A 22,850-nucleotide genomic window follows, 5' to 3' on the forward strand; every position below is an offset into this window, starting at 1 on the left:
GGCTCGCCCCGCTCACTCAAAGATCGGCCCGCCGTCATGGAGCCGCTCACCGTCGACATAGGAATAGGCGAAGTCCGCCCCTGGAACATGCGGAAAGCCGCGAAAATTCAGGCCGTTGGCAAAGCGCGCCCGGCAGGTCGCAAAGGTCTTGTCGCAGCCCGCCGTCGCCACGAAGCCGCGGCCAGCCTCGACCTCCTCCTCCAGCGGCAGCCACGACGACAGGACCACGCTGCCGTCCGCCCGCCGCTCATGCCCATCGAGGTCGACCGCCATGCCGCCCGAAAATTCGATCCGACCGTGCCGAAAGAACCCGTCGGTAAAACCGCCGAGCCCCGAAACGACAATCCGGCTGCGGTCGAGCATGTCGATCACCTCTCCCTCGCCGCGCCATGCCGCAAGGTTCACCCGACACCGCGTGTCGCCGAGGCTCGCATCGCAGCGGCGGTCGTAGAGCCGGCCCTGCGGCTGACCCAGCCTGTGCGCCATGCTGCGCAGTTCGGCACGAAACGCACCACCCGCCCGCACCACCTCGCCGATCTCGCGCACATGCAGCCGCATATGCTGGTCAGGCTGCGCCCAATTGACGAGATGGAGTTCAACCCTCGCCCCATCGTAGCGCCCGGCCGCCAGATCCGCCTCGCCGATCGCCTCGCTCGAAAGCCCGCCCGCCACCTCGTCGGCCTGCGCGCCGAGCCCTGCGGCGGTTTCACGCTCGCTTGCCGCAAAACCGCTCGCCGCCAGAAACGTCGTGCCGCCGAAAGCCAGATCGCGGTCATGGTCGGTAAAGCCGATCACCTCGCCATCGCGGCGCGTCAGACGCCAGCAATGGCAGGTCGTCGTCGCCTCGCCCTCCAGATGCGCCTGCAACGCTGCCGGGATCGTTCTCATGCCAATATCTCCGTCAGCGGTATCGTGAGAATGCGCCCGGCATCGAAATGCGCGAGATTGATGTCGAGCCGGTCGATATCGAAACGCACCGGCACATCGAATTCGAAGCCTGCCTCGACCAGTCCCCCATCGGCCGGCACATGCCCTTCGGCAAATGTCACGATCCCGGTCACCGTATCGACCGCATAATCGCTCTTGGGCACCGGCACGCCATCGACCGCCACAAGCACCGTCCCCGCCACCGGCTTGACGATCCGCCGCGTCCAGCTCCCACCGGCATCCCGATAGGTCTTGGTCAGCGCAAAATCCGCCGTCGCGCCATCGCCGATGCCGATCGCCTGATCCGTCGGCGAGACCGTTCCACCCGGCGCACAGGAGGCCCGGTCCAGCGGATCGCGAAACCGGAAGCCGTAAAGCTGGCCCCGCCGCGCCTCGAAAAACTCCAGGACCGCATACAGGTCGGCAAGCGAGCGCACGCCCGATCCCGCGTCGTAACTGCGACGGCTGTCGCGCCAGCGCTGGTTGCGTTGCTCCCGCCCGTTCGAAAGGTTGACTATTTCGGTGCGCCGCACGGGCCCGCCGCTCGCGCCCAGCGCCACCCGCAGCGGAAAGCGCACTTCATGAAACCCGCTCATGCCGCCCCTCCTCGAAAAGCCACGTTTAAAGTCCCCGGCGCCCGCGCATGACGCTGCGCGCCAGCATGGCGGACACCTGCCCTTCGCTCCTGGTGAAAGACGCCGCATCGGTTGCCGTGACGTTGAAAACGATCTGCGGCATCGCCGCGCCAGCGCCACCGGCCGCGGCTACCCCCAGCACACCGTCGGCGCCGCGCTTCAGCGGCAGGATCGCCTCCGGCCCCGCCTCGCCCATCAGCCCGGCCCCGCCGGCCAGCGGGAAATAGCGCGGCGTATTGACCACGCCGCCATCGGCAAAGGGCGTCACCGACCCGAACATCGAACCCACGGCATTGCCGATCAGCCCTTCAAGCGGCTTCAGGCCGGTGGAAAGCGCGATATCGCTCAAGCGAAGCCCCAGCCCGCGCAGCACATCCTCCAGCCCGCGCCCGCCGGCCGTCGCAGACCGAAGTGCACCGGTCAATGCCGCCCCGAACCGCCCCGACCGCGCCTCCAGATCCGCCATCACCTCCGCCAGCGCCTCAGCGGTTTCGAGCGTGCCGGCCATCTCCGTCTCATCCTCTTCCATCATCCAAGCTCCACTCAGAAAAGCCCCTCAAGCCGCCTGCCGCCACCTTCCCCTCGAAACGACGGAGAGACGGAGACGCGCCGCGTGCCCTCAAGCCCCATCCGGAAACACCCGCATCAACCCCTCGAGCGCGTCCCGCCCGATCGCCTCATCGCGTTGCCTCGCCCCACCGGCCATGATGAAAAACTCCAGCGGCGTCAGCGCCCAGAAATCCCGCGGAGACAGCCGCAGCAGATGAAGCCCGACATGCAGAACGGCATCCCAGGGAAAGGCCTTTGGCCAGTCCTTCGGTCCACCCGTCAGGCCCGTACCCGAGCCAGCGCCCGCGCGTTCCGCATCCCCGACATCCTCGTCCACTGCGGCCCTCAAGGGTTTGCCGCACCGCCCGCCCGCGCACCCGGCAGCGCTCCCGTCGCCCCACCCGTCTGCCCGCCGGCAAAGGTCGCCACCAGCAGATCGCCGACGATCGCCGCATAGGTGGCGATGCCGCCCTCCACACTCATCGCCGCCACCTCGTCGTCGGACAGAAGATTGCCGCCGCCACGCAGGCCGGCACCGATGATGCGGATCATGTCCGCCGCCCTCAGCCGACCGGAGGAAAACCGCCCGGCAAGCCCCGCCAGATCGTCGACCGCAAACGCCGTCTCCAGTTCCGCCAGCGCACCCAGCGTCAGGCAGAGAATACGGCACTCGCCATCCATCACCGCCTCCACCTCGCCGCGCCGCCGGTTGGCGCGCCCAAGCCTTGCCTCATGCCTTGCGTCAGGCGGCGCCCCGGATCTTGCCCCGAAGCCCGCCATCATACGGCCCCGAAAGTCAGCGCACCGGCCGATTCCAGCGCCAGCTCGAAGCGCAGCTCGCCGTTGTGTTCGCCGGAATATTCGAGCGCCGTCACCTGAAACGGCCCGGTCACCGTACCGAAGTCGGGGATCGCCACCTGCCAGGTCAGGATCGCCGCGGCAAAGAAGGCCGAGCGCACGGCCGCATCGCTCGCCTGGTCCTTGAAGATGCCGGCCCCCGTCAACGATGCCCGCTGCACGCCTGCTCCGCCCAGAAGCTCGCGCCAGCGGCCCACGCTTTCCGCATCGGTCACATCCACCGTCTCGGCATTGAAGGCGAGCCTGCGCGATCGCAAGCCCGCCACCGTGACGAAGCCGTCGCCGTCGCCAATCTTCAAAAGCAGATCCCTGCCCTTCTGCGCCACCATGTCGCCATCCCTTCCTGATCCGACCTTACATTTTCGGCATGCCGCCACTTCTCCGGCGCGACGGCGCCTGCTACAGCCGTGCCACCATCGCCGAAGACCATTCCCCGCTTGTACATCCGCCAGAAAATCATCGAGAAACGCCCATGCGCATTTCCGCCCGCTCCGCCCAGACAGTGGCCGTTCTCGCCGTTAACCAGCTGATCGGCTGGGGCACGACGTTCGAGTCGCTCGGTGTTCTGGGGCGCAAGCTGGCGCCGGATCTCGGGCTTGCCAACGAAATCGTCTTTGCCGGCCTGTCGGTGATGATGCTGGTCAGCGCGCTCTCCAGCCCGCTCGTCGGCCGCATGCTGGAACGGCTGGGCGCGGCGCGGGTGCTGGCCATCGGCTCGGCCCTCTTCGCCGCCGGGCTGATCCTGCTTTCCGTGTCTTCCGGCATCGTCACCTATGCGGTGGCGTGGCTGATCCTCGGCATCGGCGGCGCCTTCGGCCTTTCGGCACCGGCCTTTGCCGCCGTTGTCGAGCGCGAAGGCATCGAGGGCAAGCGCACGCTCGCCATCCTCATGCTGTTCACCGGCCTGTCGGCCACCATCTTCTGGCCGCTGATGAGCCTTGCCGACAGCCATTTCGGCTGGCGCACGACGCTTCTCATCGCTGCCGGCCTGCACGTCTTCGTCTCGATCCCGCTGTCTCTCTTCTGCCTGCCCAGGCCGATCGACTACAGTGCCGAAGGGTCGGGTGCCGATATCGCCCCCGTCCCCTTCACGCCATCGGCCAGAAAGCTTGCCTTCCTGCTCCTGGCGCTCACCACCTCGATCGCCTCCTTCGTCACCTTCGGCCTGTCGCCGTCGCTCTTGGAAGTGCTGCACCAGTCCGGTGCCACGCCGGAATTCGCCCTGCAGCTGGCAGCCGCCCGTGGTGTGCTCGGCATTTCCGCGCGTGGCATAGACATGATGCTCGGCAAGCGCGGCAACCCGTTCCTGACCTCGACGGTCGGATCGAGCCTGATGGTCCTGGGCTTTGCCTGCCTGCTGCTGCTGCCGGCCTCCACCTTCACCATCTGGGCCTTCATCGCATTTTACGGTTTCGGCTCCGGCATCCTCGTCGTCGCCCGCGCGCTCCTGCCGCTCTCGCTCTTTTCACCCCGCGAATACGGCCGTCAGGCGACAAGGCTCGCGATGCCGCAGAATATCGCCAATGCGGCGGCCCCGATCATCTTCACCGCACTCCTCGACCGCACGGGGCTCGCCACCGCGCTCGTCGCGGCCATAGCGCTCGCCGCCGTGGCGCTTAGCGCCATCCTCATGCTGATCGCACTGGTCAGAAGAGCGCATGGCGTCAACGCGACCCAGATCAGTCCCTTGTGACAACCCTGGCTTTTCTCTCCCGGTCGAGGCTGATAATCCGGTTGCGCACCTCGTCGTAAAAATCCCTGGGCAGCATCCCATAATCCCAGCGCTCGGGACTGTCCGGCCGAGGTCTTAAGTCGTATCCCGGCCAGATGAAGCGATTGAGTTCATCGAGCCGAACCCAATGCCGCGCATCGTCGAGACCAAGGTGACGACAGATAGGGGCAGGTATTTCAAGCGACGCGTCGGTTACTCCGCCCTGAGGGGGCGCATGCGTGATCGGCGCTACGATCGTCCTGATCGCTCCATCCCGATCATAGGCCGCCACGATGATAGCCGACGGGCGGTCCTTGCGGGCCTCGGCAATTCCTCGATCGGCTTCGCTGCTCCAAAGAAAAGCGTAGCGGATAACAAGACCCGGTTTGGGATCGGGCAGGCCCATTCAAGGCGCTCCGCCGACAACCCCAAAGCGCGCATCCTCGATCGCGCGCGATGTCTCATCATCAAGTTCGCCGACGATCAGGACCTCACGCTCCCGCCGTTTCAAGGCTTCGTAATATTCAAGCTCGCTGGCCGAAAGATATCCGCCGACGACGCGCCCGTGGCTCGTCACGCTGATCACCTTGGCGCTGATCGCCTCGTCTTGATATTTGGCAAAGTTACGGGAAAACTCCGTAGCCGTCACTATGACGGATGCAGTCATGGCGATCTCCCTTGACCTGACACGATCCGGAGATGCTAGCAAATTTACGTAATTTACGCAAATTGTGTAATTTACGTAAATTACACATATCACTCCGTCACCGCCCGAAACCGCATCTCCACCATGTAAGCCTTCGTCCTCGGCTCCCGCCTCGAGCGGCTGCCGATGGCGAACAGGCTTACCAGCACCATCCCCTCATCCAGCACGAGCGCCGCATCGTCGAGCAACACCTTCACCTTCGCGGCGATCTCCAGCGCCCGTTTCCGCCCCTCGCCTTCGGCCCAGGCCTGCAGCACCAGAAAATGCTCCTCGCCCGCCGCAGCGGATGTCGAAAGGTCGCGCGTCTCCATCTCGCCAAGCACCACCACCGGCAGCGTCTGGCGCGGCAGAAGCCGGTCGTGCACACCCTGCGGCCCGATCAACGCCCTCAGCCCCGCATCGCCCGAAAGCCGCGCATGGATCGCCCGCAACAGCGCATTGGCAGCCGTCATCGCCCCTCCTCCTCGCACAGGCAGGTCAGAAAGCGGCCCGTTTCGTCCGGGTCCTCGACCAGCCTTACGGCAAACAGCCGCGTGCCCTTTCGAAACCGCTGCCCGGCCGATACGCCCGCGCGAAACCTGAGCCAGATCCGATGCGTCACCGTGCCGATCTCTGCCCCCGCCCGTTCGCCGCGCGTCGAAGACACCGGCTCAAGCCTCGCCCACAGCGCGGCCACCTCGGTCCAGGTCGCCAGCGATCCGCCCTGCCCGTCAGGCTCATGCACCGCCGCCTCCAGCAACAGCCGCGCCGTCATCTGGCCGGGGTCGAAAAACACCACCATCACAGCCTCCGCAGGCGAAAGGGCGCAATCAGCCGCTCGTAACCATCGGGAATACCGGCCGGCTGCTGCGCCGGCGACAGCACACCGCGAAAGGCGAACATATGGCCGATATGGATCAGCATCGCCCGTTTCAGCGTGTCGGGCACATCCGCGCCCGCCTCGCCGTAACCGGCCAAAAAATCGATCTCGATGCCGTTCGCCGCCCGCCCCGGCGGCAGCGGATCGCGCAGCCAGAGCCGCGCCGGCCGCCCCTCGCCATCAAGAAGATGATCGTCGAGCGAAGCCTCCCCGGCCTCGCCGCCGGCGTCATAAACCGTAACACTCTGAATCGCTTGCACCGGAGACCTGAAAATCCGGATCACCCCGCCCGCGGGCCAGCGGTCGAGATAAAGCCGCCAGACCTGCACTATCAGGCAAAGCCCCGTCTCCCGCTCGATGAAATCGCGCGCCGCGGCGATCAGCGAAGCGAGCAATGCATCCTCCTCACCGCCATCCAGCCGCAAATGCGCCTTCACCTCGGCAAGCGTCAACGGCTCCGCGGCAGGCGGAGAGATCAAGGCATAGGTCATTGGAAATTTTCCCTGTGTTTCAGTCACAAGCGTTCGGACGTCGCAGTCTAAATCAACCCTTGATTGATTTTTTGCGCGTGTTCGCGTAAATTTACTTTGCGATTTGGTTTCAAGGGAGGACTGAATGAAAATCGCATCCGCATTCACTTTGGCATTTGCACTTTCGCTGGCAGCGGCACAGGCTTACGCTACCGTCATGTGCAGCTGCCCGGCCAGTTGCCACTGCCGGTTCGATGGAACCTGCCAGTGCAGTTGATCTGATGATCGCCAGAGGTATCTCATCTGGCGATCACTCTTTCGGTCATGGTCATCAGCTCGCCGCAAACCGCACCAGCTTGATCGCCTCGAAATTCTGCACCCCGCCGCCGACACGCTTGGTCGTGTAGAACAGCACATAGGGCTTGGCCGAATACGGGTCGCGCAGCACCCGCACGCCGGCCCGGTCGACCACCAGATAGCCGGCGCGAAAATCACCAAACGCGATCGACAGCGAATTCGCCGCCACGTCCGGCATTTCCTCCGCCTCCGCCACCGGGAAGCCCATCAGGGTCGCGGCCTGACCGGCAGAGGCCGGAGGGCGCCACAGGTAGTTGCCGTCGGCATCCTTGAACTTGCGGATATCGGCCTGCACCCTGCGGTTCAGCATGAAGGTGCCGTTCCGCCGGTGCCCGGCCTTCAGCGCATAGATCACGTCGACCAGCGTGTCCGACGGCCCCGTCGTCCTCCAGGCACCGGCGGCACCTGTCGCCACGTAGCCGAGATTGCCCCAGGTCCAGCTGCTCTCGGCCACCGCCGTATAGTTGAGAAAGCCCCTCGGCCGGTTGATCCCGTCGCCGCGGATGAAGGCGTCGCCCTCCTGTTCGGCAAAGACGATATCCACCTCGCCGGCGATCCAGGCCTCGATATCGACCGCCGCATCGTCGAGCAGCGCCTGGCTGGCCGCCGGCATGGCATAGAGTTCCATCGTCGGAAACGACAGCTCGGCCAGCTGCGGCGTCGCCGTCTGCGGCCGGGCCGCCGTCTCGGCCACCCAGCCGGTCGCAAGCCCCGCCGTCGCGAACGGCTTTTTCAAGACGGCGGTGGAAACCGTGCGAACGGTGGAAAGCGCCCTCATCGGCGATACGACCGAGACCCGGCGCCCGATCTCGCTGTCGGTCTCCGATGGCACCAGATAGCCACCATCGGCCCCACTGCCTGCCGACATCGCCTTGGCTTCCAGCTCACGCAGGCCCGCCTCGTCGCCGCGGCGGATATAGGCGTCGAAGGCCGCCTTGTGCTCCGCCGCTTCCGGCGAAAGCTCGCCCGCATGGCTTCCCGAATGCTCCGCCCCGCGGAACGTCCCCAGCTGCGGCCGTGCCTTCTTCAGCACCAGCTGGTCCAGCACCTTCTTCTGGTCATCCATCGCCCGGTTGATACGGTCCACCTTGTCGCGGGGTCACGACGTCCGCCGACAGTTTCTGCTCGATCTCGCCGAGCCTTCTGTCGTTGACATCCTTGAACGCCTCGAAGGCTTCCATGAAGTCGTCGAAGGCCGCCGTCACCGTCTCCGGCACCGCCTTCACTTCCGGCGCCACTTTCCCCGGCCCGACTTCACTCATCGGCCCGACTTCACCCATCGGCATGGCTTCATTCCCCGGCATCACGTTCTCCCGCATCGCCTGCATCCCCTGTTGCGTCATATCGATCGTCCCTTGAAGCTTGAGGTCCACATCATCTTCGCCGCCCGCCGCATCTGGCGGACAAGCTCCGTCTCCCGGTCGCGGAAGAACCGCGCATGCTTGACGTCGGAGACCCGTGCCGATGGCAGCATTGGAAAGGTCACGACGGAAATCTCCCAAAGATCCGCTTCGAGAATGCGGCGCACCCCGGTCTTGGCATCGGTGCGCGCCTTGACCGTGCGAAAGCCGATCGACAGCCCGTCCAGTGCCCCGGATTTCAACAGCGAAAACACCTCGCGCGACCGCCCGACACCGGGCGACAGCACGCCCTCGACGTAAAGCCCGCGGGCATCCTCGCGGATCGTCTTCCAGGCGCCGATCGGTTCGTTCGGGTCGTGCTGATAAAGCATCCGCACGCCCGGTGCGCCGCGGGCGACGAGCGAGTTCAAAAACGCCCCCCTCTCGATCCGGTCGCGGCCCAGATCGACCTCGCCGAAGACGCTCGCATAGCCCGAAAACGTGCCGTCGCCGGCAATACCGGCCAGTTCCAGATTGGCGAACTTGCGCGCATTCGGGCTCGTCACCGGCCGCTCGCCAGTCGCCTGGACCGAGCGTTCATCTCGGCGCTCACCGGAACGCATGGAGGCGCGAGGCCCGCGAAAAGCGTGCATGAAACTCTCCTGAATTGACTGGAAAACCGGTTCTCGGGACGAGCCAAGCTCCGGGCGGAAGACACCGGCAAGCACGGCCTCGATACATGCGCGCGGATTGCAGGCCGAAACCACGCTCTTGAGCCCCAGGGCCTTGAGCGCTATCTTCTTGCCAGCCGCGCCTTAAACGGAGGACGACATGCAGACTCTACTGCTTATCGCGCTCGGTCTCGCCTCCGGCATGGTGCTTATCGCCGGCGCCGTCCGGCTCGCTCTGCGTCCACCCGCATTGTTGAAGAGGCCGCTGATGGCGGATGCGCTCGACAGGCCCGACCAGTCGGATGGCAATGTGACGGTGTTTGCCGGCAGCGGCGATACTGCCGGGGGCAGCGACGGCTGAACCGGAAAAGGCAGGCATTCGACCATGGTCAGCGCCGCCCATATTTCTCCGCCATCCGCGCCAAGGCCCCGAGCACCCACCAGGCGCTGAGGCTTGCGAGGGCCGACCCCGCCAGCATCACCTCCGGGCCCGAAAGCGCGCCGGCAATGCCCAGTCGCTCGACCAGCCATACTCCCGCCGGCCCACCGAAGATCAGCCCGCAGCTCACCCCCGTGACAAACCGGCTCGCCGCCTCGCGCCCGCCTTTCGGCAGAAGATAGACGAGCGAGATACCCGCCCCCGCAAACGCACCGGCAGCCTTCGCCGCCCACAGTCCGGACGACAGCGAAGCCCCCGCCGTCCCCGGATCCGGTCCAAGCTCAGCCATTGTTAATCTCTTGTCGGTTAGAGGAAGCGCGGATCGCGCGCAAGACGCCGACCCCATAGCGTCGGCCGCGTCTGCCGACACCGGCAGCGGCATCAAGATACCGCGTGCTGCGACCCGATATTCGTCAATCCGCAGAAAAGCTTGGCGAAAAAGCCTCGCAAATTGAGTCCGGCGGCTCACAGATTGAGTGAGGATGCGACCTCGATGAAGGCCCAAGACCACCGCCCCGCTCTCATTCGTCGAACGTGTCTCCATCGTCCTTGTCGAGGCTTGCCGGTCCCTGCCTGGCATGCATGACCGAAATGATCATAATCCGATCGTCCTGTTCGACGTAATCCAGATGATAGGGAGCGGAAACAAAGCGCCGCACTCCCTCTGCCGGCGCAACGCCCCCCCCACATGGGGATAGTCGCCGATCAGCCAGGCCGCCTTCTTGATCTGCTCGGAGAACGCAACAGACGTCCGCCTGCTGAACTGCGCCAGATAAGCGCGTTCGCGCTGGACATAACGGATCGCTTCATCTGCGAAGCGAACCTTCATCAGGCGGCATCCTCGCGATTGAGGCGATCGAGTTCATCGAAGAAGTCTTCCGCATCCACCGTCCGGCCGGCTTCGATATCCTCCAGTCCCCGGCGAATACTGAGCATTTCCGCCCCCTCCGCCATGAGATAGTATTTCAGCGCCCGCACGATCACCCAGCTCCTGGTCCGCTCGGCCGTCTGTGCGATCTTCTCGATATCGTCCAGAATGTCCTGCGGCACGCGCAGCGTGATCGGATCGGAGAGAGCCGGCTTCTCGGCCACCTTGACGGCAGCCTTGTCCGTGGCCCCGCCGGCGGTCTTGCCGCCAGCCTTGGCCTTGCCGGCACCCTCGCCACCAGCCTTCTCAACTCGTGTCTCGTCAGCCATGTCGGCCTCCATTTTGTAATACCGCGTATTACAAAATACACCCGAAGCCGAAATCCCTCAATATCCCACCGCCTCACGCTTTTCCTCTTCGCTGAGGAAGCCGGCCGCCCCTACCCGCGCCCACAGCGCCTCCCGCTCGGCCGCCAGCCCGGCGATCCGGTCGAGATCCGGCTCGAGCCTCAGGCCGGAAAATCCGTCCGCCAGCCAGCCTGAAAAGCTTGCCGCAATGCGCGCAATCAGCGGCAGCACGGTCAGGCGATAGAAGGCGCGGTTCGCCTCCTGGTAATTGGCATAGGTATTGTCGCCCGGAATGCCGACCAGCATCGGCGGCACGCCGAGCGCCAGGGCGATATCGCGGGCCGCGCCATTGCGCGCCTCGATGAAATCCATGTCCTTGGGCGAAAGCCCCATCGCCTTCCAGTCCAGCCCGCCCTCCAGAAGCAGCGGCCGTCCGGCGTTCTTCGCCCCCGAATAGCCGGCCTCAAGCTCCTCCTTCAGCCGCTGGTACTGGTCGGCGGAAAGATTGCCGCCATCCTTCGGCTGATAGACGAGCGCGCCGGAAGGCCGCGCCGAGTTGTCGATCAAGGCCTTGTTCCAGCCGGATGCGGCATTGGAGAGATCGAGCGCCGCGCCGGCGGCCGAAAGCGGCGAAAAGCCGGAATGGTCGTCGAGCGGATGAAAAAGCTTGAGATGCAGAAGCGCCGGCCGCCCGTCCATATGCTCCGCCGGCAGGCGCCGCACCGTTGCCCCGGCCCGGTAGTCATAGCCCGCCACCCAGCCGTCACGCCCCTCGACGACGCTCACCCGGTCGGGCCGCAGCAGATGCAGTTCACGCACCCGCCCGCCGATCGAAAGCGGCTCGACATAGGCATTGCCCGACAAGAGAAGATGCCCATAGAGCGTCTCGAAGAAATCCGGCCCGGCCTGCCGCCCGTTCGGGCGGGCAAGCAGGGCAAGCGCCGGATGATCGCCGACCTCCCGCGCGCCCTCATAGGCCGCCCAGGGCACCGCGGCGGATGCCTCGGCGATCATCCGTATCGCCCGATGCGCCACCGGGTTGCGCATGAAGCCGCTGCGGGAAAGCGCCGCATAGGAACGGCCGGACCAATGCGCTGATCCTTCGGCGGAAAGCAGCGCAAACGCAGACGCCGCGCCACCCGCCATCTTCACCTCGCCGCCCGCTGCAGCCGCCATCTGCGGCTGGCGATCGGACGCGGCTCTGCGTTCCCCCGCGGCAAGCCACGGGAGGCGAAAGGGAGATCTCATCTCGAATGTCCTGTTGCTGAAAACGCGGCACAGCAGATCCCGCTCGAAAGCCGTCACGGGTCTCGAGTAAACGCCATGCGCAAAAAAAGCTGCCCTAGCGCAGCGGCGTCTTCACCGCCGCAGCACTGTCGTAATCGGCGGCGATCCGCACCTCGCGGATCGGCTTCACCGTCTCCGTCGACTTCTGATAGATCGGATGCGCCTTGTAGGCCGCCAGCGCCGCCTCGTCCTCGAATTCGCCATAGACGACGAAATCGACCTCACGGTCCCACTGGTCGGTCTTCACATTGGTGCCGATTTCCAGAAGCGATGCATGCGGATTTGCCGTGAGCATGGAAAGCCCCGCCCGAACATCCTCGAAATTCTCGGCAGTCGCCGTGAAAAACACGATATGGCGTATCATCAGAACTCCGCAGGCAGCATCATTACATCAAAAGGCCTGCTAACACGCGAAACCATCCGCTTCAACGTGTCGTCGCACTTCCGCCTCCGCAAATACGCGGCAAATGTCAGGCAGCTTCGGTTATCGCCATTTCCGCGATAATCCTGTCCCAGGGAACGTGTATCGCCCCGCCCTCCGCCTTCTCGATCAGCCCGATCTCGATCAAGGCCGTTACGTCGAAATGCACGCCGCGATAATCCCGCCCAAGCGTCCTCGCCAGCTGCCGTATGGAACCAGGCCCCGAAACCTTCAGCGCCCGCAGCAGCCGCCAGCGGTTCGCCGTCAGCGCCTTCAGCAAAAGATCCATGCTTTCGAATGCGATTTCCGAAGCCGGGCTCTCCGCCTCGCGTGCATTATCATCGGCATCAATCCGCCGCGCAGCCTGCGCCGCCCGCTCGAAGAAACCGTCCACGGTCAAAACGTGCAGCCTTACCTCAGCCATTCCTCGATCTCCCTGCCATTTCCCGGCGAATATCCTCTTCGAAATCGCGGATCATCACTTCGAGGCTTTCGAAGCGGTAGGCTTCTTCATGCCGCCGGTAGTGGCGGTGATCGCCTTTGCCGGCCTCATTGTCGTAGCCGATGATCCGCTCGCCCTCACGCCCGAAGAAGAGCGAATATTTCAAGCCGTGCGGCCGCTCCACGCTCGAATGCGGAATGCGGAATGCGGAATGCGGAATGCGCCAGACCTTCATCTGGATGATCAGCCCACCCTCCAGATGCAGCTTTCGATCCATGATCAGGGTCGCGCGCGCCATTGATGCTAATCATAGCATATGGTGGAGAAAGCATCAATCATGCCAGCGCCGCGCGAAAGATCAGCGCATGGCCGGCCACCCGTTCGGCGCGGTCAGTCCCGTTGATGATCTTTCGCGCGCCCAGCCAGTCGGCTCGGCCAGCGGCAAAGCAATCGCCGAGCCGCACGCCGGTAAAGCTGCCCGCCCGCATGCCCTCGATCAGCACCGTCACCGCCACATCCATATCCATCGCCCGCGAAGGGTCGGCCACGAGGTCGATCCCCGTCAGCGCCGACATGGCCTCATAATTGCGCCGATGCGTCAGCTGCACGAGGCCGCGGCCGAACCAGCTCCTGGCATCCGCATCGCACCGCCAGTACGGCGTCCTGACCGATTTCAGCCGGCCTGCGGCAAAGGCCCGTTCCAGCCGGGCCACCGCCTCCGCATCGCTCCTTGCCAGCGTCTCGCGCACCGGCTGCATCGTCGCCGCCGTCTCGTGAAAGGCGGTCGCCAGCACATAGGCCAGCGCGTCGCCGCAACCGGCCGGCGGGGACGCTTGCGTCAGCCTCGCCCAGCCGTCGAGAATCGCCTCCAACCCCTCGACCTGCAGGGGCGACAGCCGCCCGCCGAACAGGTCCCGCCGCACCGCCAGAAAGAAGGAGCGTCTGTCATCCCCGGTCACGCGCTGTCCTCCAAAAGAAAGATGCGAGTTTCAATCGGTTTAAGAAATCTAAATCGTTTTAACCACTTAAGCGCCGATTTACATTCGCGAAACTGTGTGGAACGAATTGACGAAAGCAACGTTATGTCGGGCGCTGTCATGATGATGCAGCGCAGCAAAACAGGAGGTCATGATGATGCAGCAGACGGCCCAGGCCGCCCCGTCCAAACCGATCCCGCAGGATGTCCTCGACCGTCTGGAGTCGGAGTGGAAACAGATCCGGGAAGTCCCCGCACAGCGGCCTTCGCAGCGCTGATCCGATCCTTCCGAGCCGCGCCCGTCGATCGTCTGATCCGTCAGATACCCCTCACCCGCGGCTCGCCCTGACCTTGCAGAACAAGCGCCGTCAGCGCCCAGACCAGCGCATCCAGCCGGTCGGGAGAGCGCCCCGATGACAGCCCGTCCGGGCCGAAATCGCACATCTGGTCCTCCAGCTCGACAAACCGGCCCGCATGCGCCACCCGTCCCTGCTCGTAGAGTGCCGCGACAGGCTCGGCGCGCGGAAATTTGCCGCGGCTGGCATGAACCAGCGTCACCGGCAGAACCGCATCGACGCTTTTCAACAGCGCCGTCACCATCTCGCCGCCCTGGTTTCCCTCCGCCACCACCCGGTCCGCCTCGAACCGCCTGTAGGCCTTCACCACCGCCGCTGCCCAGACGGATGGCGTCGCCCCCTCCACCGAGCAATCGGCCAGAACCACGGCCCGTCCATCGGCCGCCAGTCCCGCCACGACAATGCCGCAGCAGGATTTTTCACCCGAACCCGAAGGCGGGTCGACCGCCACGACGATCCGCCGCAGCGGGCCGATCCGGGATGTCACCGGGCCTGCCATCGAGCCTGCCATCGGGCGCAGCACGCAGGCCTCGATCTCGCTTCTGCGCCACAGCGCGTCGGTGCGATCCTCGATCAGTTCGCCATCCAGCTCCTGACGCCCCAGCCGTGTTCCACCATACCGTCCCTGCAGGGCCTCGATGAAACCCGGCGCCAGGTTCTTCGCATTGCCGGCGGTCGAGATGCGCACCAGCCGCGTCGCAGGATCGGCGATCAGCCGTTTCAGCACCGGCACCGGCCGCGGTGTCGTGGTCACCAGCTGGCGCGGATCATCCCCCAGCCGCAGGCCGAATTGCAGCATGTCGAACGTCTCGTCGGCATGTTTCCATTTGCCGATCTCGTCGCACCAGGCATGGTGAAACTGCGGCCCGCGCAAGGCTTCCGGGTCTTCCGATGAAAAGATCTGCGCCACCGCGCCGTTCGGCCAGACCAGCCGCCGCCGCGAAATCTCGAAATCAGGGCAGTTCCTGCGCGCGATGCGGCAGATGCCCGATACGCCGTCGATCATCACTTCCCGCGCATCGCCCAGCGTCTCCGCCACCAGCGCTATGCGCAGGCCGGACCGCTCACCTTGCGATGCCAGCGCGTGCACCCATTCGGCGCCCGCCCGCGTCTTGCCCGAGCCGCGCCCGCCCATGATCAGCCATGTGCGCCAGTCGCCGTCCGGCGGCTGCTGCTCCGGCCGGCCGCGAAACCGCCAGTCGCGTTCGTGGCGTATCTGAAAATCACCGTAGGGGTCGGCAGACGTCCCGGTCCATTCGGCGGCACCCAAATCAGAGCCGAGCCCCTCGGTATCCCGCAAGGTCGCACCGGGCTCGGCCACACCGCCTGCCGGCACATCCGGCAGCGGCCGATCACCGCCCCCTGACGACACCGAACCGATCATGCACCCGCCGTTGTCCTGAGGAGCGCCCCCGGTCCGATCCCCAGCCCGATCCCCGGTCCATCCCGCCGTCACATTGCCGATCGCGTCCCATGTCGCCTTGCCGGTCCCGTCCCCGACGCTCTCCCCCGGCCCATGTTCATCCCTCCCATTCCACCCCGCACCTGCCTTCACCTGCGCAGCCAGAGCTGCGCCGCCGACATAAGCCTCACGCGCCATGGTGTGCGTCTGTGACATTTCGTCGAAGCCGCCCTTCAGCTCACCGGCCAGCGTCGCAGTCCGGCGCGCCAGCTTCTCCTGTCGAAGCCGCAGCGTTCTCCCGCTCGGCAAGGTTTCGGCCATGCCGCGCCAAGATCCCGTCCGGCGGTCCATGGTGTTTCCATTGCTCGTAAAGGTCAAAGGCACGCGCATTCGCCTTCTCCTCGATCATCGCCACGAAGCGCGCCTTGGCTTCCTCGTAACCGCCCTCGTCCGAGGCACGTTCGGCCTCGATCTCGCGATCACGGGCCAGCTGGCGCTGCAGGCCGTCGATCTTTTCCAGGGTGCGCACGATCAGGCTCATCGCATCGGTCGCCGCCTTGACGTCGGCACGGGCCAGTTTCTGTGCTGCCTCGTCACCTTCCGAAAGCGCCAGCGCGGCGCTCTCGCGCATCTGCCGGAACGTGGCAAATTGCGCCCGCATCTCCAGCGTCATGTCGTTGAGAAGCCGCCGCAACTGCTCACCGGCATCCGCCAGCGCCTCGGCCGACTTCACCTCCAGCACGCCGCGTATCTGCCGCCGCAACGCGGCATCATCGCGCCCATCGCCGATATCGACGCCGGCATCGTCGCCATAAAGCGGCCGCTCCGCCCAGGTGGAAAACAGCGCCGGGTCGAACCCGTCGAATTCATCCATACCACGCTCCCGCTTTTTACGCGCACGGCCATGCCGCGCCACCCGCACATCGCACCGGTCACGCATCCCGTCCGCAGACACGAAAAACCACGCCCGCGGCCCAATGGCCCGCAGCGTCGGATCCTGTGCTGTGCTGTGCTGTGCTGGAAATATCCAAAGGTCAAAGCCGGCGGCGCATCCTCGGCGCAACTCTTCGACCATGCACAAACCCTAGCAAACGACCGTCACGCCGTCAAGGATTATTTTCCTATTTCAGCTTTCACGCCATCGCCCACCGTTGCAAAACAGGCCCATACCCTTGCGAGCGCGCGATAATTCCCGATAGTCTGCGCAGATCTCGAAGCCGGAGCATTGCATGCCAGACCAGATGCCGACGATCTCCACCCGCCCGCCTGCCTTTACCGGCCTTTCCGCCTTCCCGCTCACCCCCGCCAACGCGGCCGGCCGGGTCGATGCCGATGCGCTTCAGCGTCTCGTCGCGCGTATCGCGGATGCCGGCACAAGCTCGATCGGCCTCCTCGGCAGCACCGGCACCTACATGTATCTGAGCCGCGAGGAACGCCGCCGGGCCACCTCTGCCGCCGTCGAGGCTGCGGCCGGAAAACTCCCCGTCATCGTCGGCGTCGGCGCGCTGCGCACCGACGAGGCACAGGCGCTTGCCCGCGATGCGCAGGCCGCCGGCGCCGATGCGCTGCTGCTTGCCCCGGTCTCCTATACGCCGCTTACCGAAGAGGAAGCCTTCCAGCATTTTGCCGCAGTGGCATCCGCCACCGATCTGCCGCTTGCGATCTACAACAACCCCTCGACCACCCATTTCAGCTTTTCGGAAGCCCTGATCGCCCGCCTCGCGCAGCTGCAAAACATCGCCGCGATCAAGATGCCGCTGGCAAAGGACCTCGATTTCTCCGGCGAAATTTCCCGCCTGCGCGCCGCAACGCCTGCAGGTTTTTCGATCGGCTATAGCGGCGACTGGGAATGCCCCAAGGCGCTGCTGGCCGGCGCAGATGGCTGGTACAGCGTCGTCGCCGGCCTGTTGCCAAAACCGTCTCTGGCGCTTGCCAAAGCCGCCATGTCCGGCGATGCCGCCGAGACCGAGCGTCTCAATGCGCTCTTTGCGCCGCTCTGGGCGCTGTTCAAGGCGCATGGCAGCCTGCGCGTCGTCTATATGGCCGCCGAAATCCTCGGGCTGGACGCAGGCGAGGCTCCAAAGCCCCTCCTACCGCTTGGCGAAGAACACCGCCCCGCCATCGAGAAGGCCCTGGAAAGTCTCGATTTCTAGGGACAGAACTCAGTCAGGATAGCGGTTCTGCGGGAACCGCGGCAACTCAAGCCCCTTACGTCCCGCAGAAGGTCCGCGTGACCCTTTCCTCCACCGTCGGCGGGGTCATGTAGGCGGCAAATTCCGGGCGTTCCTCATAGGGGTTTTGCAGCGCCTCGAGCAGCCGCTCGAAGAACGAAAGGTCGCCGTAATTGGCCGCCGCGATCGCCTCCTGAATGCGGTGGTTACGGGGAATGACCGCCGGGTTGACGGCGCGCATGCGTGCGCCCCTTCCGGCATCGAACGGCGCTTCGGCCGAAAGCCGCTCGCGCCATTCCGCCAGCCATGTTTGAGCCTTGGCGGCATTGGCGAACTGGCCGAGAAACCGCTCGTCCGATCCTTCCGCCGCGTCCGCCAGGCTGCGGAAAACAAGTGTGAAATCGGCCTCCTCGTCCTGCATCGCCGCAAGCAGTCCCTGCACCAGATCGGCATCGCCTTCCGCGGCCGTCGAAAGCCCGATCTTGTCGCGGAACACCGCGATCCAGGCGCTCTGGAAGCGCGGGCCGAATTCCTCCAGCACGGCATTGGCCAGCTCCACCGCCCTCTCCTCATTTTCGTCGAGGATCGGCAGCAGGCATTCGGCCAGCCGGGCGATGTTCCACTGGCCGATGCCCGGCTGGTTGCGATAGGCGTATCGGCCGCCGCGGTCGATCGAGGAAAACACCTTCATCTGGTCGTATTCGTCGAGAAAGGCGCAAGGACCGAAATCGATCGTCTCGCCCGATATCGTCATGTTGTCGGTGTTCATCACCCCATGCACGAAGCCGACGCCGAGCCAGCGGGCAATCAGGTCAGCCTGAGCAAAGGCGACCGCCCGCAACAGGTCCAGATAGGGATTTTCGGACGATTTCAGCGCCGGATAATGCCGTTCGATCACGTAATCCGCCAGCGTCCGCACGCCGTCCGTATCGCCGCGCGCGGCAAAGAACTGGAACGTCCCGACCCGCACATGGCTTGCCGCCACGCGCACGAAGACCGCACCCTGTTCCGGCATTTCGCGAAACACCTGTTCTCCCGTGGCCACGGCCGCCAGCGCCCGTGTCGCCGGAATGCCGAGCGCCGCCATCGCTTCCGAGACGATATATTCGCGCAGCACCGGTCCAAGCGCCGCGCGCCCGTCGCCGCGGCGGGAAAACGGCGTCGGCCCCGCGCCCTTCAGCTGGATGTCGCGCCGCCGCCCGTCACCGTCGACCACCTCGCCCAGAAGGATCGCCCGCCCGTCGCCGAGCTGCGGCACGAAATTGCCGAACTGGTGGCCGGCATAGGCCATGGCAAGCGGCGTCGCCCCCTGCGGCACGACATTGCCGGCAAGCATCGCCGCCAGCCGGTCCACATCGGCAAAATCCGCCTCGACACCCAGTTCGCGTGCCAGACTCTCGTTGAATTTCAGAAGCTTCGGCCCGATCACCGGCTCGGGATAGACGGCGGCGAAAAACCTGTCCGGCAGACGGGCATAGGAATTGTCGAACTGGAACACGGGAAAACCTCCCTCGGGAATATCCGGTCGCGCCCGCCAGAAAAAGGCAGGCCTCTCTTCCCCTCAATATGGGAAATCCGCCGCCCTGAACAAGCCGTCAAGGCGGATCGCCTAAGCCGCAGGATGCACCGGAATAAACCCGAACATTCCCCAATTCTGGTGATGTACCGCCTGAAACCGCCATCTATCCTGACCCCGTCGATGATCTCCGGGGGGCCGGGATCGCCATCTCTCAAAGGGGGTACCATGTCAGCCAAACGTGCATTCATCACGCTCATTTCCGCCACCATGCTCATCGCTGCGCCGGTGATGGCATCGGCCGCCGAATTCGACTGGAACGGCACCTGGAGCGGCAAGGGCGCCAACGGCCGCTCGACGACGATCAAGATCGCCAAGGGCAAGGTCACCTCCTGGGCATCGAACGGCCAGTCGCAGAAGATCGGCACGTCCTCGGTCGGCAAATCCTCCGTCTCGATCACCCATGCGGAAGGCGCAAAAGTGACGCTCAGCCCGAAAAAGGACGGCACCGTCACCTATACGTGGCGCGGCACCAACGCGTCGTCTTCGGCGGTGTTGCGGAAGGGCTGAAAAGAGAAAGACAGGCTTGCCGCGACTGGGCCCGCTTCGGCGGGCCTTTTCATGGCAGCATGATTGGCAGGCTCGCCCGAGGGAGCCTGTCGGCGACGAGCCGCAAGAGACCTGTCATCGGCGGTCGCCAAACGTCAGCCGGTTTCGTTACCTCGGCTTCTTCTTCTGGTCGTGATGCCACTTGATGGCGAAGAACATGCCCGTGCCCAGAACGAGAATCTTGAGCGGAAAGAAGACGATAGGGAACCAATCCCACATTTTGGATATTTCCATGTTTGAACCGGCCCCGGAATTGCCGAAAGCCATTCCGGCCAATTTATGCCGCCATGGCCGATGCGTCCAGCGTGACAAAATACCGCTCCCAGGTTTCGGCCACCCGCATGTCTCCCGTCGTTCCAGACTTTGCCGGTGAATGAGCATGTCGGCCCATTCCAGGCTGACAAACCCGGTCGCCTCGGCATTCGCCTCCGATTGCGGCGCGATCCGGGACGGCATCAGAACCCCATCGGCTTTCGAAAAAATCCTCTTTCGCCCCTATCACCTTGTCCCCCTTTCCTTTTTCCGATCCCCCCATAATTACATATTCGTGAAACGGCACGGATCGTGCCGGTAAGAATGGAGAATGGGGCTATGGGTTTGTCGCTTCTGATCAGCATCCTGATCACCTTCCTGGTGATCGTGCTGGTACTTTATCTCATCAACATGCTGCCGCTCGACGCCAAGATGCGCCAGATCGCGCGCGTCATCGTCATCATCATCGGCATCATTTCGCTGCTGAAATACCTGGCGGTATTCTGACGGCCCCGGTCCGAAGAGACCAACCCGGACGGCCATGCGGATCGCAAAACCCGCATGAACCGTCCGGGTGGCGGCTTTCGCCTTGGGAGCCCTTGGTGCGCCCGTGCGGGGAGCGGAGCTAGTCTCCGTCGCCCCCGCCTGCCCGCGCTGCCATGCCGGCACATAGGTCCGGCCTTGGCATCGTCGAATTGTATTACTCTCGAATTCCGGCTCAGGAATTCAGGCTTTTCAGGTGGCTGACCACCTCCGCCTGCTCCCGATCCGCCAGTATTTCCACCCGATCACGCCAGAATTTTGACGCCGCGTCCGGTTCGTCATCCCATTTGCGGGTGCTGACGATATTGTCGTCCATCTTGGCGAGTCGGGTGCCGCCGAGGCGGCGATATTCTTCCGCCAGTTCCAGTGCATGGGTCTTCTGCCCACGGGTGTCCTGCTGCTGGTTGTCCTGCATGGCGCTTGCCTTTCCGTTTGGTCCTCCAGGGGTAACCGGCTCGTTCCATTCCGGTTCCCGGCCACCTCCATCGGCCAAGACCACCGCGCGCGTTCCCCATGCCTAATTCGTCAGCCTGTTCTGCGGCTTGATGGCGTTTTCGGCGATCTGCTTGAAGGACGATACCAGCCCGTCCATCGTTTCCGGCTGATAGTAGTCGGCCTCGGTCGAGGCGCAGTATTTCAGAAGCGCCCTGCCCTTGTCGGGCGCCATGAAGGCGACCGTGTAGATCTTGATCCCGCCGGCCTTGGCGGCATCGCAGGCGGTCCTGACATTGCCGTCGAGCCGCGAACTCCAGAGCGTCGAATTGCCGGTCATCTCGCCGTCGGTCATCAGGATCATGATGCGGTCGGAGGTCTTGTTGTTCTTCTTGGCCTGCTCGACGCTTTCGGTATCGGTCTTGTAGGCATTTTGCTGGATATTGCCGGTCGCCGTCGTCACCGCCGCCGTCGCATCGGTGCCGCCGGTCGGGTTCAGCGTCATGCCGTTGACGTAAGTGCGGGAGCCGCCGGTACCCCAGGCAAGCGGTATCTGGCCCTTGATGCCGTTGGTATAGGAAATCGTGCCGGTGCGGATATAGCGGGTGTTCGGGTCCGACTTGTCGAGCGCGTCGAACAGCGTCAGCGCCGCCTGCTTCAGCGCCTCGACCTTGGTCACATAGGTGGTCTGGTAGGACAGGCAGATGCCGAGCAGCATCAGCACGCATTTCTGCCCCTTAACGGTCGTCGTGTTTTCCGCCATCGAGGCCGACTCGTCGAGCACAAGGTCCAACGATATGCCGTTCGACGGCGCGCCGACCCCGCCGGCGCTGCTGCCGGCCCCCGAGATCGTGCGGCTGGCAGCGGAAACGGGGTAGGTCTGGCCGGCGAACATGCCGGTCAGCGGCGTCAGCGTCACATTGGCCGAGGAGGTGATCGCCACCGCATAGCTTTTGGCGCCGGACGCCGCATCCGTGGTAGTGGTGATCGCCACCGTCGTGGCATTCTTGACCGCCGCGGTCTCGGCGCTCGTGGCGAAATTGGCGAGCTGGCCGGCGAGAAAATCCTTGCCGAGCTTCTGCCCGGCCGCCATATCCGCGCCGCTCGCCATGGCGCCCGAGACCGCCAGCGCCGCCGCATCGGTCGCCTCCTGCAACTGCCGCTTCGACAGCATCAGGTTGGTCGTGTCGATCGCCAGCCCCGCGCCGCCCAAAAGAAGCGGCAGGATCAGCGCCGTCATCATGCCGAAATTCCCCGCCCGGTCGGCGGCGTAAAGACCGGCTCCAGCAAGAACGCGATATGGTTGGCTCGGGTGTCGCATGAAACCCATAATGGATCAGATGCGATATTCGTTCTTTCTTATATTCAATGATGCTTAATTGCATGTTTAGCCAGATAGATGGCTTGTGCGGGAATGAGAACCCGAGCCCTTGTCCGATAATCCGCAGCGGCGCGGCCGCTCCCGCCTCAGCTCACATGCGCCGCAAGCGCTGCAAGCTCGCGCTCGTCATGCACGCCCATGCGGTAGAGATAGATGATGTTGGCCGCCAGAACACGCGGTTCCCCCTTGCGCGGCAGGCCCTGCGCGCGCAGCCGATGATAGACCCTGCGGATCACGAGTATGCCCTCGACGGGAATGGACTGGTCGCTCGCCATGCCGACGCAATATGGCATGGCGGCAACCGGCCGTCCTTGCCGCGGGTTAA

33 protein-coding genes and 1 pseudogene are annotated in these 22,850 nt (G+C 64.6%); 6 read left to right on the plus strand and 28 right to left on the minus strand.

The features are described from left to right. Positions 1–12: 12 nt before the first annotated feature. The 6 genes from AC0JZ4_RS00125 to AC0JZ4_RS00150 form a co-directional block, all read right to left on the minus strand. Positions 13–888: a DUF2163 domain-containing protein gene (locus AC0JZ4_RS00125; protein ID WP_471884450.1), complete on the minus strand. Its 876-nt coding sequence runs from the start codon at positions 886–888 to the stop codon at positions 13–15. Further along, complete coding sequence (locus AC0JZ4_RS00130; RefSeq protein ID WP_471884451.1) at positions 885–1,523, minus strand: phage distal tail protein, Rcc01695 family; 639 nt, start codon at positions 1,521–1,523, stop codon at positions 885–887. The genes AC0JZ4_RS00125 and AC0JZ4_RS00130 overlap by 4 nt, the downstream gene beginning before the upstream one ends. Positions 1,524–1,548: 25 nt before the next feature. Next, positions 1,549–2,091: a phage tail tape measure protein gene (locus AC0JZ4_RS00135; RefSeq protein ID WP_471887732.1), complete on the minus strand. Its 543-nt coding sequence runs from the start codon at positions 2,089–2,091 to the stop codon at positions 1,549–1,551. A 90-nt stretch (positions 2,092–2,181) separates the two neighbouring features. Continuing rightward, a complete protein-coding gene (locus AC0JZ4_RS00140; protein ID WP_471884452.1) occupies positions 2,182–2,460 on the minus strand; it encodes a rcc01693 family protein in 279 nt (92 codons plus the stop codon). Then, entirely contained in the window at positions 2,457–2,891 is a 435-nt protein-coding gene (locus tag AC0JZ4_RS00145) for a gene transfer agent family protein (RefSeq protein WP_471884453.1), read from the minus strand. Before AC0JZ4_RS00145 ends, AC0JZ4_RS00140 begins: the two co-directional genes overlap by 4 nt. Further along, positions 2,891–3,298 carry a phage major tail protein, TP901-1 family gene (locus tag AC0JZ4_RS00150; RefSeq protein ID WP_471884454.1) on the minus strand — a complete coding sequence of 136 codons (408 nt, stop codon included), beginning with the start codon at positions 3,296–3,298 and terminating at the stop codon, positions 2,891–2,893. Before AC0JZ4_RS00150 ends, AC0JZ4_RS00145 begins: the two co-directional genes overlap by 1 nt. A gap of 143 nt (positions 3,299–3,441) precedes the next feature. Between AC0JZ4_RS00150 and AC0JZ4_RS00155 the strand changes: the two genes are divergently transcribed. Further along, positions 3,442–4,662, plus strand: a complete 1,221-nt coding sequence (locus tag AC0JZ4_RS00155; protein WP_471884455.1) for an MFS transporter — start codon at positions 3,442–3,444, stop codon at positions 4,660–4,662. Here AC0JZ4_RS00155 and AC0JZ4_RS00160 read toward each other — a convergent pair. From AC0JZ4_RS00160 to AC0JZ4_RS00190, 7 genes and pseudogenes are all read right to left on the minus strand, one after another. After that, positions 4,649–5,086, minus strand: coding sequence for a hypothetical protein (locus tag AC0JZ4_RS00160; RefSeq protein WP_471884456.1), 438 nt, complete (start codon positions 5,084–5,086; stop codon positions 4,649–4,651). The two genes, AC0JZ4_RS00155 and AC0JZ4_RS00160, sit on opposite strands and share 14 nt — an antisense overlap. Next, complete coding sequence (locus AC0JZ4_RS00165) at positions 5,087–5,347, minus strand: hypothetical protein (RefSeq protein ID WP_471884457.1); 261 nt, start codon at positions 5,345–5,347, stop codon at positions 5,087–5,089. Between the two features lie 89 nt (positions 5,348–5,436). Continuing rightward, on the minus strand, positions 5,437–5,838 hold the full coding sequence (locus tag AC0JZ4_RS00170; protein WP_471884458.1) for a DUF3168 domain-containing protein: 402 nt from the start codon (positions 5,836–5,838) through the stop codon (positions 5,437–5,439). Beyond that, positions 5,835–6,167 carry a phage head closure protein gene (locus AC0JZ4_RS00175; RefSeq protein ID WP_471884459.1) on the minus strand — a complete coding sequence of 111 codons (333 nt, stop codon included), beginning with the start codon at positions 6,165–6,167 and terminating at the stop codon, positions 5,835–5,837. The genes AC0JZ4_RS00170 and AC0JZ4_RS00175 overlap by 4 nt, the downstream gene beginning before the upstream one ends. Continuing rightward, positions 6,167–6,736 carry a head-tail connector protein gene (locus AC0JZ4_RS00180; RefSeq protein WP_471884460.1) on the minus strand — a complete coding sequence of 190 codons (570 nt, stop codon included), beginning with the start codon at positions 6,734–6,736 and terminating at the stop codon, positions 6,167–6,169. Before AC0JZ4_RS00180 ends, AC0JZ4_RS00175 begins: the two co-directional genes overlap by 1 nt. Positions 6,737–7,046: 310 nt before the next feature. Continuing rightward, positions 7,047–8,334: pseudogene (locus AC0JZ4_RS00185) on the minus strand (phage major capsid protein). A 77-nt stretch (positions 8,335–8,411) separates the two neighbouring features. Beyond that, the gene (locus AC0JZ4_RS00190; RefSeq protein WP_471887733.1) at positions 8,412–9,035 is read right to left on the minus strand and encodes an HK97 family phage prohead protease; all 624 of its coding nucleotides are present in this window, start codon (positions 9,033–9,035) and stop codon (positions 8,412–8,414) included. A gap of 208 nt (positions 9,036–9,243) precedes the next feature. On the opposite strand from AC0JZ4_RS00190, the gene AC0JZ4_RS00195 reads away from it, so the two are divergent. Beyond that, complete coding sequence (locus AC0JZ4_RS00195; RefSeq protein WP_471884461.1) at positions 9,244–9,444, plus strand: hypothetical protein; 201 nt, start codon at positions 9,244–9,246, stop codon at positions 9,442–9,444. Positions 9,445–9,472: 28 nt separating this feature from the next. On the opposite strand, the gene AC0JZ4_RS00200 is transcribed toward AC0JZ4_RS00195, so the two are convergent. The 8 genes from AC0JZ4_RS00200 to AC0JZ4_RS00235 all read right to left on the minus strand — a co-directional run bounded on the left by AC0JZ4_RS00200 (position 9,473) and on the right by AC0JZ4_RS00235 (position 13,846). Further along, positions 9,473–9,811: a DUF6107 family protein gene (locus AC0JZ4_RS00200; protein ID WP_471884462.1), complete on the minus strand. Its 339-nt coding sequence runs from the start codon at positions 9,809–9,811 to the stop codon at positions 9,473–9,475. A 306-nt stretch (positions 9,812–10,117) separates the two neighbouring features. Continuing rightward, on the minus strand, positions 10,118–10,351 hold the full coding sequence (locus AC0JZ4_RS00205; RefSeq protein WP_471884463.1) for a hypothetical protein: 234 nt from the start codon (positions 10,349–10,351) through the stop codon (positions 10,118–10,120). Next, positions 10,351–10,719: a CopG family ribbon-helix-helix protein gene (locus AC0JZ4_RS00210; RefSeq protein WP_471884464.1), complete on the minus strand. Its 369-nt coding sequence runs from the start codon at positions 10,717–10,719 to the stop codon at positions 10,351–10,353. Before AC0JZ4_RS00210 ends, AC0JZ4_RS00205 begins: the two co-directional genes overlap by 1 nt. 57 nt (positions 10,720–10,776) lie before the next feature. After that, entirely contained in the window at positions 10,777–11,985 is a 1,209-nt protein-coding gene (locus AC0JZ4_RS00215) for a phage portal protein (protein ID WP_471884465.1), read from the minus strand. 94 nt (positions 11,986–12,079) lie between these two features. Then, positions 12,080–12,388: a Dabb family protein gene (locus tag AC0JZ4_RS00220; RefSeq protein ID WP_471884466.1), complete on the minus strand. Its 309-nt coding sequence runs from the start codon at positions 12,386–12,388 to the stop codon at positions 12,080–12,082. 106 nt (positions 12,389–12,494) lie between these two features. Then, entirely contained in the window at positions 12,495–12,869 is a 375-nt protein-coding gene (locus tag AC0JZ4_RS00225) for an HVO_A0114 family putative DNA-binding protein (RefSeq protein ID WP_471884467.1), read from the minus strand. Beyond that, positions 12,862–13,185, minus strand: a complete 324-nt coding sequence (locus AC0JZ4_RS00230; protein WP_471884468.1) for a toxin-antitoxin system TumE family protein — start codon at positions 13,183–13,185, stop codon at positions 12,862–12,864. Before AC0JZ4_RS00230 ends, AC0JZ4_RS00225 begins: the two co-directional genes overlap by 8 nt. A 37-nt stretch (positions 13,186–13,222) precedes the next feature. Further along, positions 13,223–13,846, minus strand: coding sequence for a hypothetical protein (locus tag AC0JZ4_RS00235; RefSeq protein ID WP_471884469.1), 624 nt, complete (start codon positions 13,844–13,846; stop codon positions 13,223–13,225). A gap of 172 nt (positions 13,847–14,018) precedes the next feature. Between AC0JZ4_RS00235 and AC0JZ4_RS00240 the strand changes: the two genes are divergently transcribed. Beyond that, on the plus strand, positions 14,019–14,141 hold the full coding sequence (locus AC0JZ4_RS00240) for a hypothetical protein (RefSeq protein WP_471884470.1): 123 nt from the start codon (positions 14,019–14,021) through the stop codon (positions 14,139–14,141). A 40-nt stretch (positions 14,142–14,181) separates the two neighbouring features. Here the strand turns inward: AC0JZ4_RS00240 and AC0JZ4_RS00245 are convergent, their stop codons facing one another. Together AC0JZ4_RS00245 and AC0JZ4_RS00250 are read right to left on the minus strand one after the other, a co-directional pair. Continuing rightward, entirely contained in the window at positions 14,182–15,603 is a 1,422-nt protein-coding gene (locus tag AC0JZ4_RS00245) for a DNA-packaging protein (RefSeq protein ID WP_471887734.1), read from the minus strand. A gap of 256 nt (positions 15,604–15,859) precedes the next feature. Beyond that, positions 15,860–16,495 (minus strand): hypothetical protein, encoded by a 636-nt coding sequence (locus tag AC0JZ4_RS00250; protein ID WP_471884471.1) that lies wholly within the window; start codon positions 16,493–16,495, stop codon positions 15,860–15,862. Positions 16,496–16,850: 355 nt separating this feature from the next. On the opposite strand from AC0JZ4_RS00250, the gene AC0JZ4_RS00255 reads away from it, so the two are divergent. After that, positions 16,851–17,774: a dihydrodipicolinate synthase family protein gene (locus AC0JZ4_RS00255; RefSeq protein WP_471884472.1), complete on the plus strand. Its 924-nt coding sequence runs from the start codon at positions 16,851–16,853 to the stop codon at positions 17,772–17,774. A 55-nt stretch (positions 17,775–17,829) separates the two neighbouring features. On the opposite strand, the gene AC0JZ4_RS00260 is transcribed toward AC0JZ4_RS00255, so the two are convergent. Beyond that, complete coding sequence (locus tag AC0JZ4_RS00260; protein WP_471884473.1) at positions 17,830–19,290, minus strand: protein adenylyltransferase SelO; 1,461 nt, start codon at positions 19,288–19,290, stop codon at positions 17,830–17,832. A 246-nt stretch (positions 19,291–19,536) separates the two neighbouring features. Between AC0JZ4_RS00260 and AC0JZ4_RS00265 the strand changes: the two genes are divergently transcribed. Further along, positions 19,537–19,878 (plus strand): hypothetical protein, encoded by a 342-nt coding sequence (locus AC0JZ4_RS00265; RefSeq protein ID WP_471884474.1) that lies wholly within the window; start codon positions 19,537–19,539, stop codon positions 19,876–19,878. Positions 19,879–20,025: 147 nt separating this feature from the next. On the opposite strand, the gene AC0JZ4_RS00270 is transcribed toward AC0JZ4_RS00265, so the two are convergent. Continuing rightward, entirely contained in the window at positions 20,026–20,373 is a 348-nt protein-coding gene (locus AC0JZ4_RS00270) for a hypothetical protein (RefSeq protein ID WP_471887937.1), read from the minus strand. 135 nt (positions 20,374–20,508) lie between these two features. Between AC0JZ4_RS00270 and AC0JZ4_RS00275 the strand changes: the two genes are divergently transcribed. After that, the gene (locus AC0JZ4_RS00275) at positions 20,509–20,676 is read left to right on the plus strand and encodes a Thivi_2564 family membrane protein (protein WP_162706419.1); all 168 of its coding nucleotides are present in this window, start codon (positions 20,509–20,511) and stop codon (positions 20,674–20,676) included. 211 nt (positions 20,677–20,887) lie between these two features. Here AC0JZ4_RS00275 and AC0JZ4_RS00280 read toward each other — a convergent pair whose 3' ends face one another. The 3 genes from AC0JZ4_RS00280 to AC0JZ4_RS00290 all read right to left on the minus strand — a co-directional run bounded on the left by AC0JZ4_RS00280 (position 20,888) and on the right by AC0JZ4_RS00290 (position 22,818). Next, on the minus strand, positions 20,888–21,127 hold the full coding sequence (locus AC0JZ4_RS00280; RefSeq protein ID WP_471884475.1) for a hypothetical protein: 240 nt from the start codon (positions 21,125–21,127) through the stop codon (positions 20,888–20,890). 102 nt (positions 21,128–21,229) lie between these two features. Beyond that, positions 21,230–22,387, minus strand: a complete 1,158-nt coding sequence (locus tag AC0JZ4_RS00285) for a vWA domain-containing protein (RefSeq protein ID WP_471884476.1) — start codon at positions 22,385–22,387, stop codon at positions 21,230–21,232. A 224-nt stretch (positions 22,388–22,611) separates the two neighbouring features. Beyond that, a complete protein-coding gene (locus AC0JZ4_RS00290) occupies positions 22,612–22,818 on the minus strand; it encodes a hypothetical protein (RefSeq protein WP_471884477.1) in 207 nt (68 codons plus the stop codon). Between the last annotated feature and the right edge of the window lie 32 nt (positions 22,819–22,850).

This window comes from [Rhizobium] kunmingense (assembly GCF_977018605.1).

What these genes read in the sequence shown, in the direction of transcription:
- AC0JZ4_RS00145 (WP_471884453.1), bottom strand. Translation starts at nt 2,891, where the DNA reads ATGGCGGGCTTCGGGGCAAGATCCGGGGCGCCGCCTGACGCAAGGCAT.
- AC0JZ4_RS00155 (WP_471884455.1), top strand. Translation starts at nt 3,442, where the DNA reads ATGCGCATTTCCGCCCGCTCCGCCCAGACAGTGGCCGTTCTCGCCGTT.
- AC0JZ4_RS00170 (WP_471884458.1), bottom strand. Translation starts at nt 5,838, where the DNA reads ATGACGGCTGCCAATGCGCTGTTGCGGGCGATCCATGCGCGGCTTTCG.
- AC0JZ4_RS00250 (WP_471884471.1), bottom strand. Translation starts at nt 16,495, where the DNA reads ATGGATGAATTCGACGGGTTCGACCCGGCGCTGTTTTCCACCTGGGCG.
- AC0JZ4_RS00205 (WP_471884463.1), bottom strand. Translation starts at nt 10,351, where the DNA reads ATGAAGGTTCGCTTCGCAGATGAAGCGATCCGTTATGTCCAGCGCGAA.
- AC0JZ4_RS00195 (WP_471884461.1), top strand. Translation starts at nt 9,244, where the DNA reads ATGCAGACTCTACTGCTTATCGCGCTCGGTCTCGCCTCCGGCATGGTG.
- AC0JZ4_RS00240 (WP_471884470.1), top strand. Translation starts at nt 14,019, where the DNA reads ATGATGCAGCAGACGGCCCAGGCCGCCCCGTCCAAACCGATCCCGCAG.
- AC0JZ4_RS00280 (WP_471884475.1), bottom strand. Translation starts at nt 21,127, where the DNA reads ATGCAGGACAACCAGCAGCAGGACACCCGTGGGCAGAAGACCCATGCA.
- AC0JZ4_RS00175 (WP_471884459.1), bottom strand. Translation starts at nt 6,167, where the DNA reads ATGGTGGTGTTTTTCGACCCCGGCCAGATGACGGCGCGGCTGTTGCTG.
- AC0JZ4_RS00135 (WP_471887732.1), bottom strand. Translation starts at nt 2,091, where the DNA reads ATGGAAGAGGATGAGACGGAGATGGCCGGCACGCTCGAAACCGCTGAG.
- AC0JZ4_RS00210 (WP_471884464.1), bottom strand. Translation starts at nt 10,719, where the DNA reads ATGGCTGACGAGACACGAGTTGAGAAGGCTGGTGGCGAGGGTGCCGGC.
- AC0JZ4_RS00200 (WP_471884462.1), bottom strand. Translation starts at nt 9,811, where the DNA reads ATGGCTGAGCTTGGACCGGATCCGGGGACGGCGGGGGCTTCGCTGTCG.
- AC0JZ4_RS00165 (WP_471884457.1), bottom strand. Translation starts at nt 5,347, where the DNA reads ATGACTGCATCCGTCATAGTGACGGCTACGGAGTTTTCCCGTAACTTT.
- AC0JZ4_RS00215 (WP_471884465.1), bottom strand. Translation starts at nt 11,985, where the DNA reads ATGAGATCTCCCTTTCGCCTCCCGTGGCTTGCCGCGGGGGAACGCAGA.
- AC0JZ4_RS00160 (WP_471884456.1), bottom strand. Translation starts at nt 5,086, where the DNA reads ATGGGCCTGCCCGATCCCAAACCGGGTCTTGTTATCCGCTACGCTTTT.
- AC0JZ4_RS00285 (WP_471884476.1), bottom strand. Translation starts at nt 22,387, where the DNA reads ATGATGACGGCGCTGATCCTGCCGCTTCTTTTGGGCGGCGCGGGGCTG.
- AC0JZ4_RS00125 (WP_471884450.1), bottom strand. Translation starts at nt 888, where the DNA reads ATGAGAACGATCCCGGCAGCGTTGCAGGCGCATCTGGAGGGCGAGGCG.
- AC0JZ4_RS00245 (WP_471887734.1), bottom strand. Translation starts at nt 15,603, where the DNA reads ATGATCGGTTCGGTGTCGTCAGGGGGCGGTGATCGGCCGCTGCCGGAT.
- AC0JZ4_RS00275 (WP_162706419.1), top strand. Translation starts at nt 20,509, where the DNA reads ATGGGTTTGTCGCTTCTGATCAGCATCCTGATCACCTTCCTGGTGATC.
- AC0JZ4_RS00130 (WP_471884451.1), bottom strand. Translation starts at nt 1,523, where the DNA reads ATGAGCGGGTTTCATGAAGTGCGCTTTCCGCTGCGGGTGGCGCTGGGC.
- AC0JZ4_RS00270 (WP_471887937.1), bottom strand. Translation starts at nt 20,373, where the DNA reads ATGCCGTCCCGGATCGCGCCGCAATCGGAGGCGAATGCCGAGGCGACC.
- AC0JZ4_RS00265 (WP_471884474.1), top strand. Translation starts at nt 19,537, where the DNA reads ATGTCAGCCAAACGTGCATTCATCACGCTCATTTCCGCCACCATGCTC.
- AC0JZ4_RS00230 (WP_471884468.1), bottom strand. Translation starts at nt 13,185, where the DNA reads ATGGCGCGCGCGACCCTGATCATGGATCGAAAGCTGCATCTGGAGGGT.
- AC0JZ4_RS00255 (WP_471884472.1), top strand. Translation starts at nt 16,851, where the DNA reads ATGCCAGACCAGATGCCGACGATCTCCACCCGCCCGCCTGCCTTTACC.
- AC0JZ4_RS00150 (WP_471884454.1), bottom strand. Translation starts at nt 3,298, where the DNA reads ATGGTGGCGCAGAAGGGCAGGGATCTGCTTTTGAAGATTGGCGACGGC.
- AC0JZ4_RS00290 (WP_471884477.1), bottom strand. Translation starts at nt 22,818, where the DNA reads ATGCCATATTGCGTCGGCATGGCGAGCGACCAGTCCATTCCCGTCGAG.
- AC0JZ4_RS00220 (WP_471884466.1), bottom strand. Translation starts at nt 12,388, where the DNA reads ATGATACGCCATATCGTGTTTTTCACGGCGACTGCCGAGAATTTCGAG.
- AC0JZ4_RS00180 (WP_471884460.1), bottom strand. Translation starts at nt 6,736, where the DNA reads ATGACCTATGCCTTGATCTCTCCGCCTGCCGCGGAGCCGTTGACGCTT.
- AC0JZ4_RS00225 (WP_471884467.1), bottom strand. Translation starts at nt 12,869, where the DNA reads ATGGCTGAGGTAAGGCTGCACGTTTTGACCGTGGACGGTTTCTTCGAG.
- AC0JZ4_RS00190 (WP_471887733.1), bottom strand. Translation starts at nt 9,035, where the DNA reads ATGCGTTCCGGTGAGCGCCGAGATGAACGCTCGGTCCAGGCGACTGGC.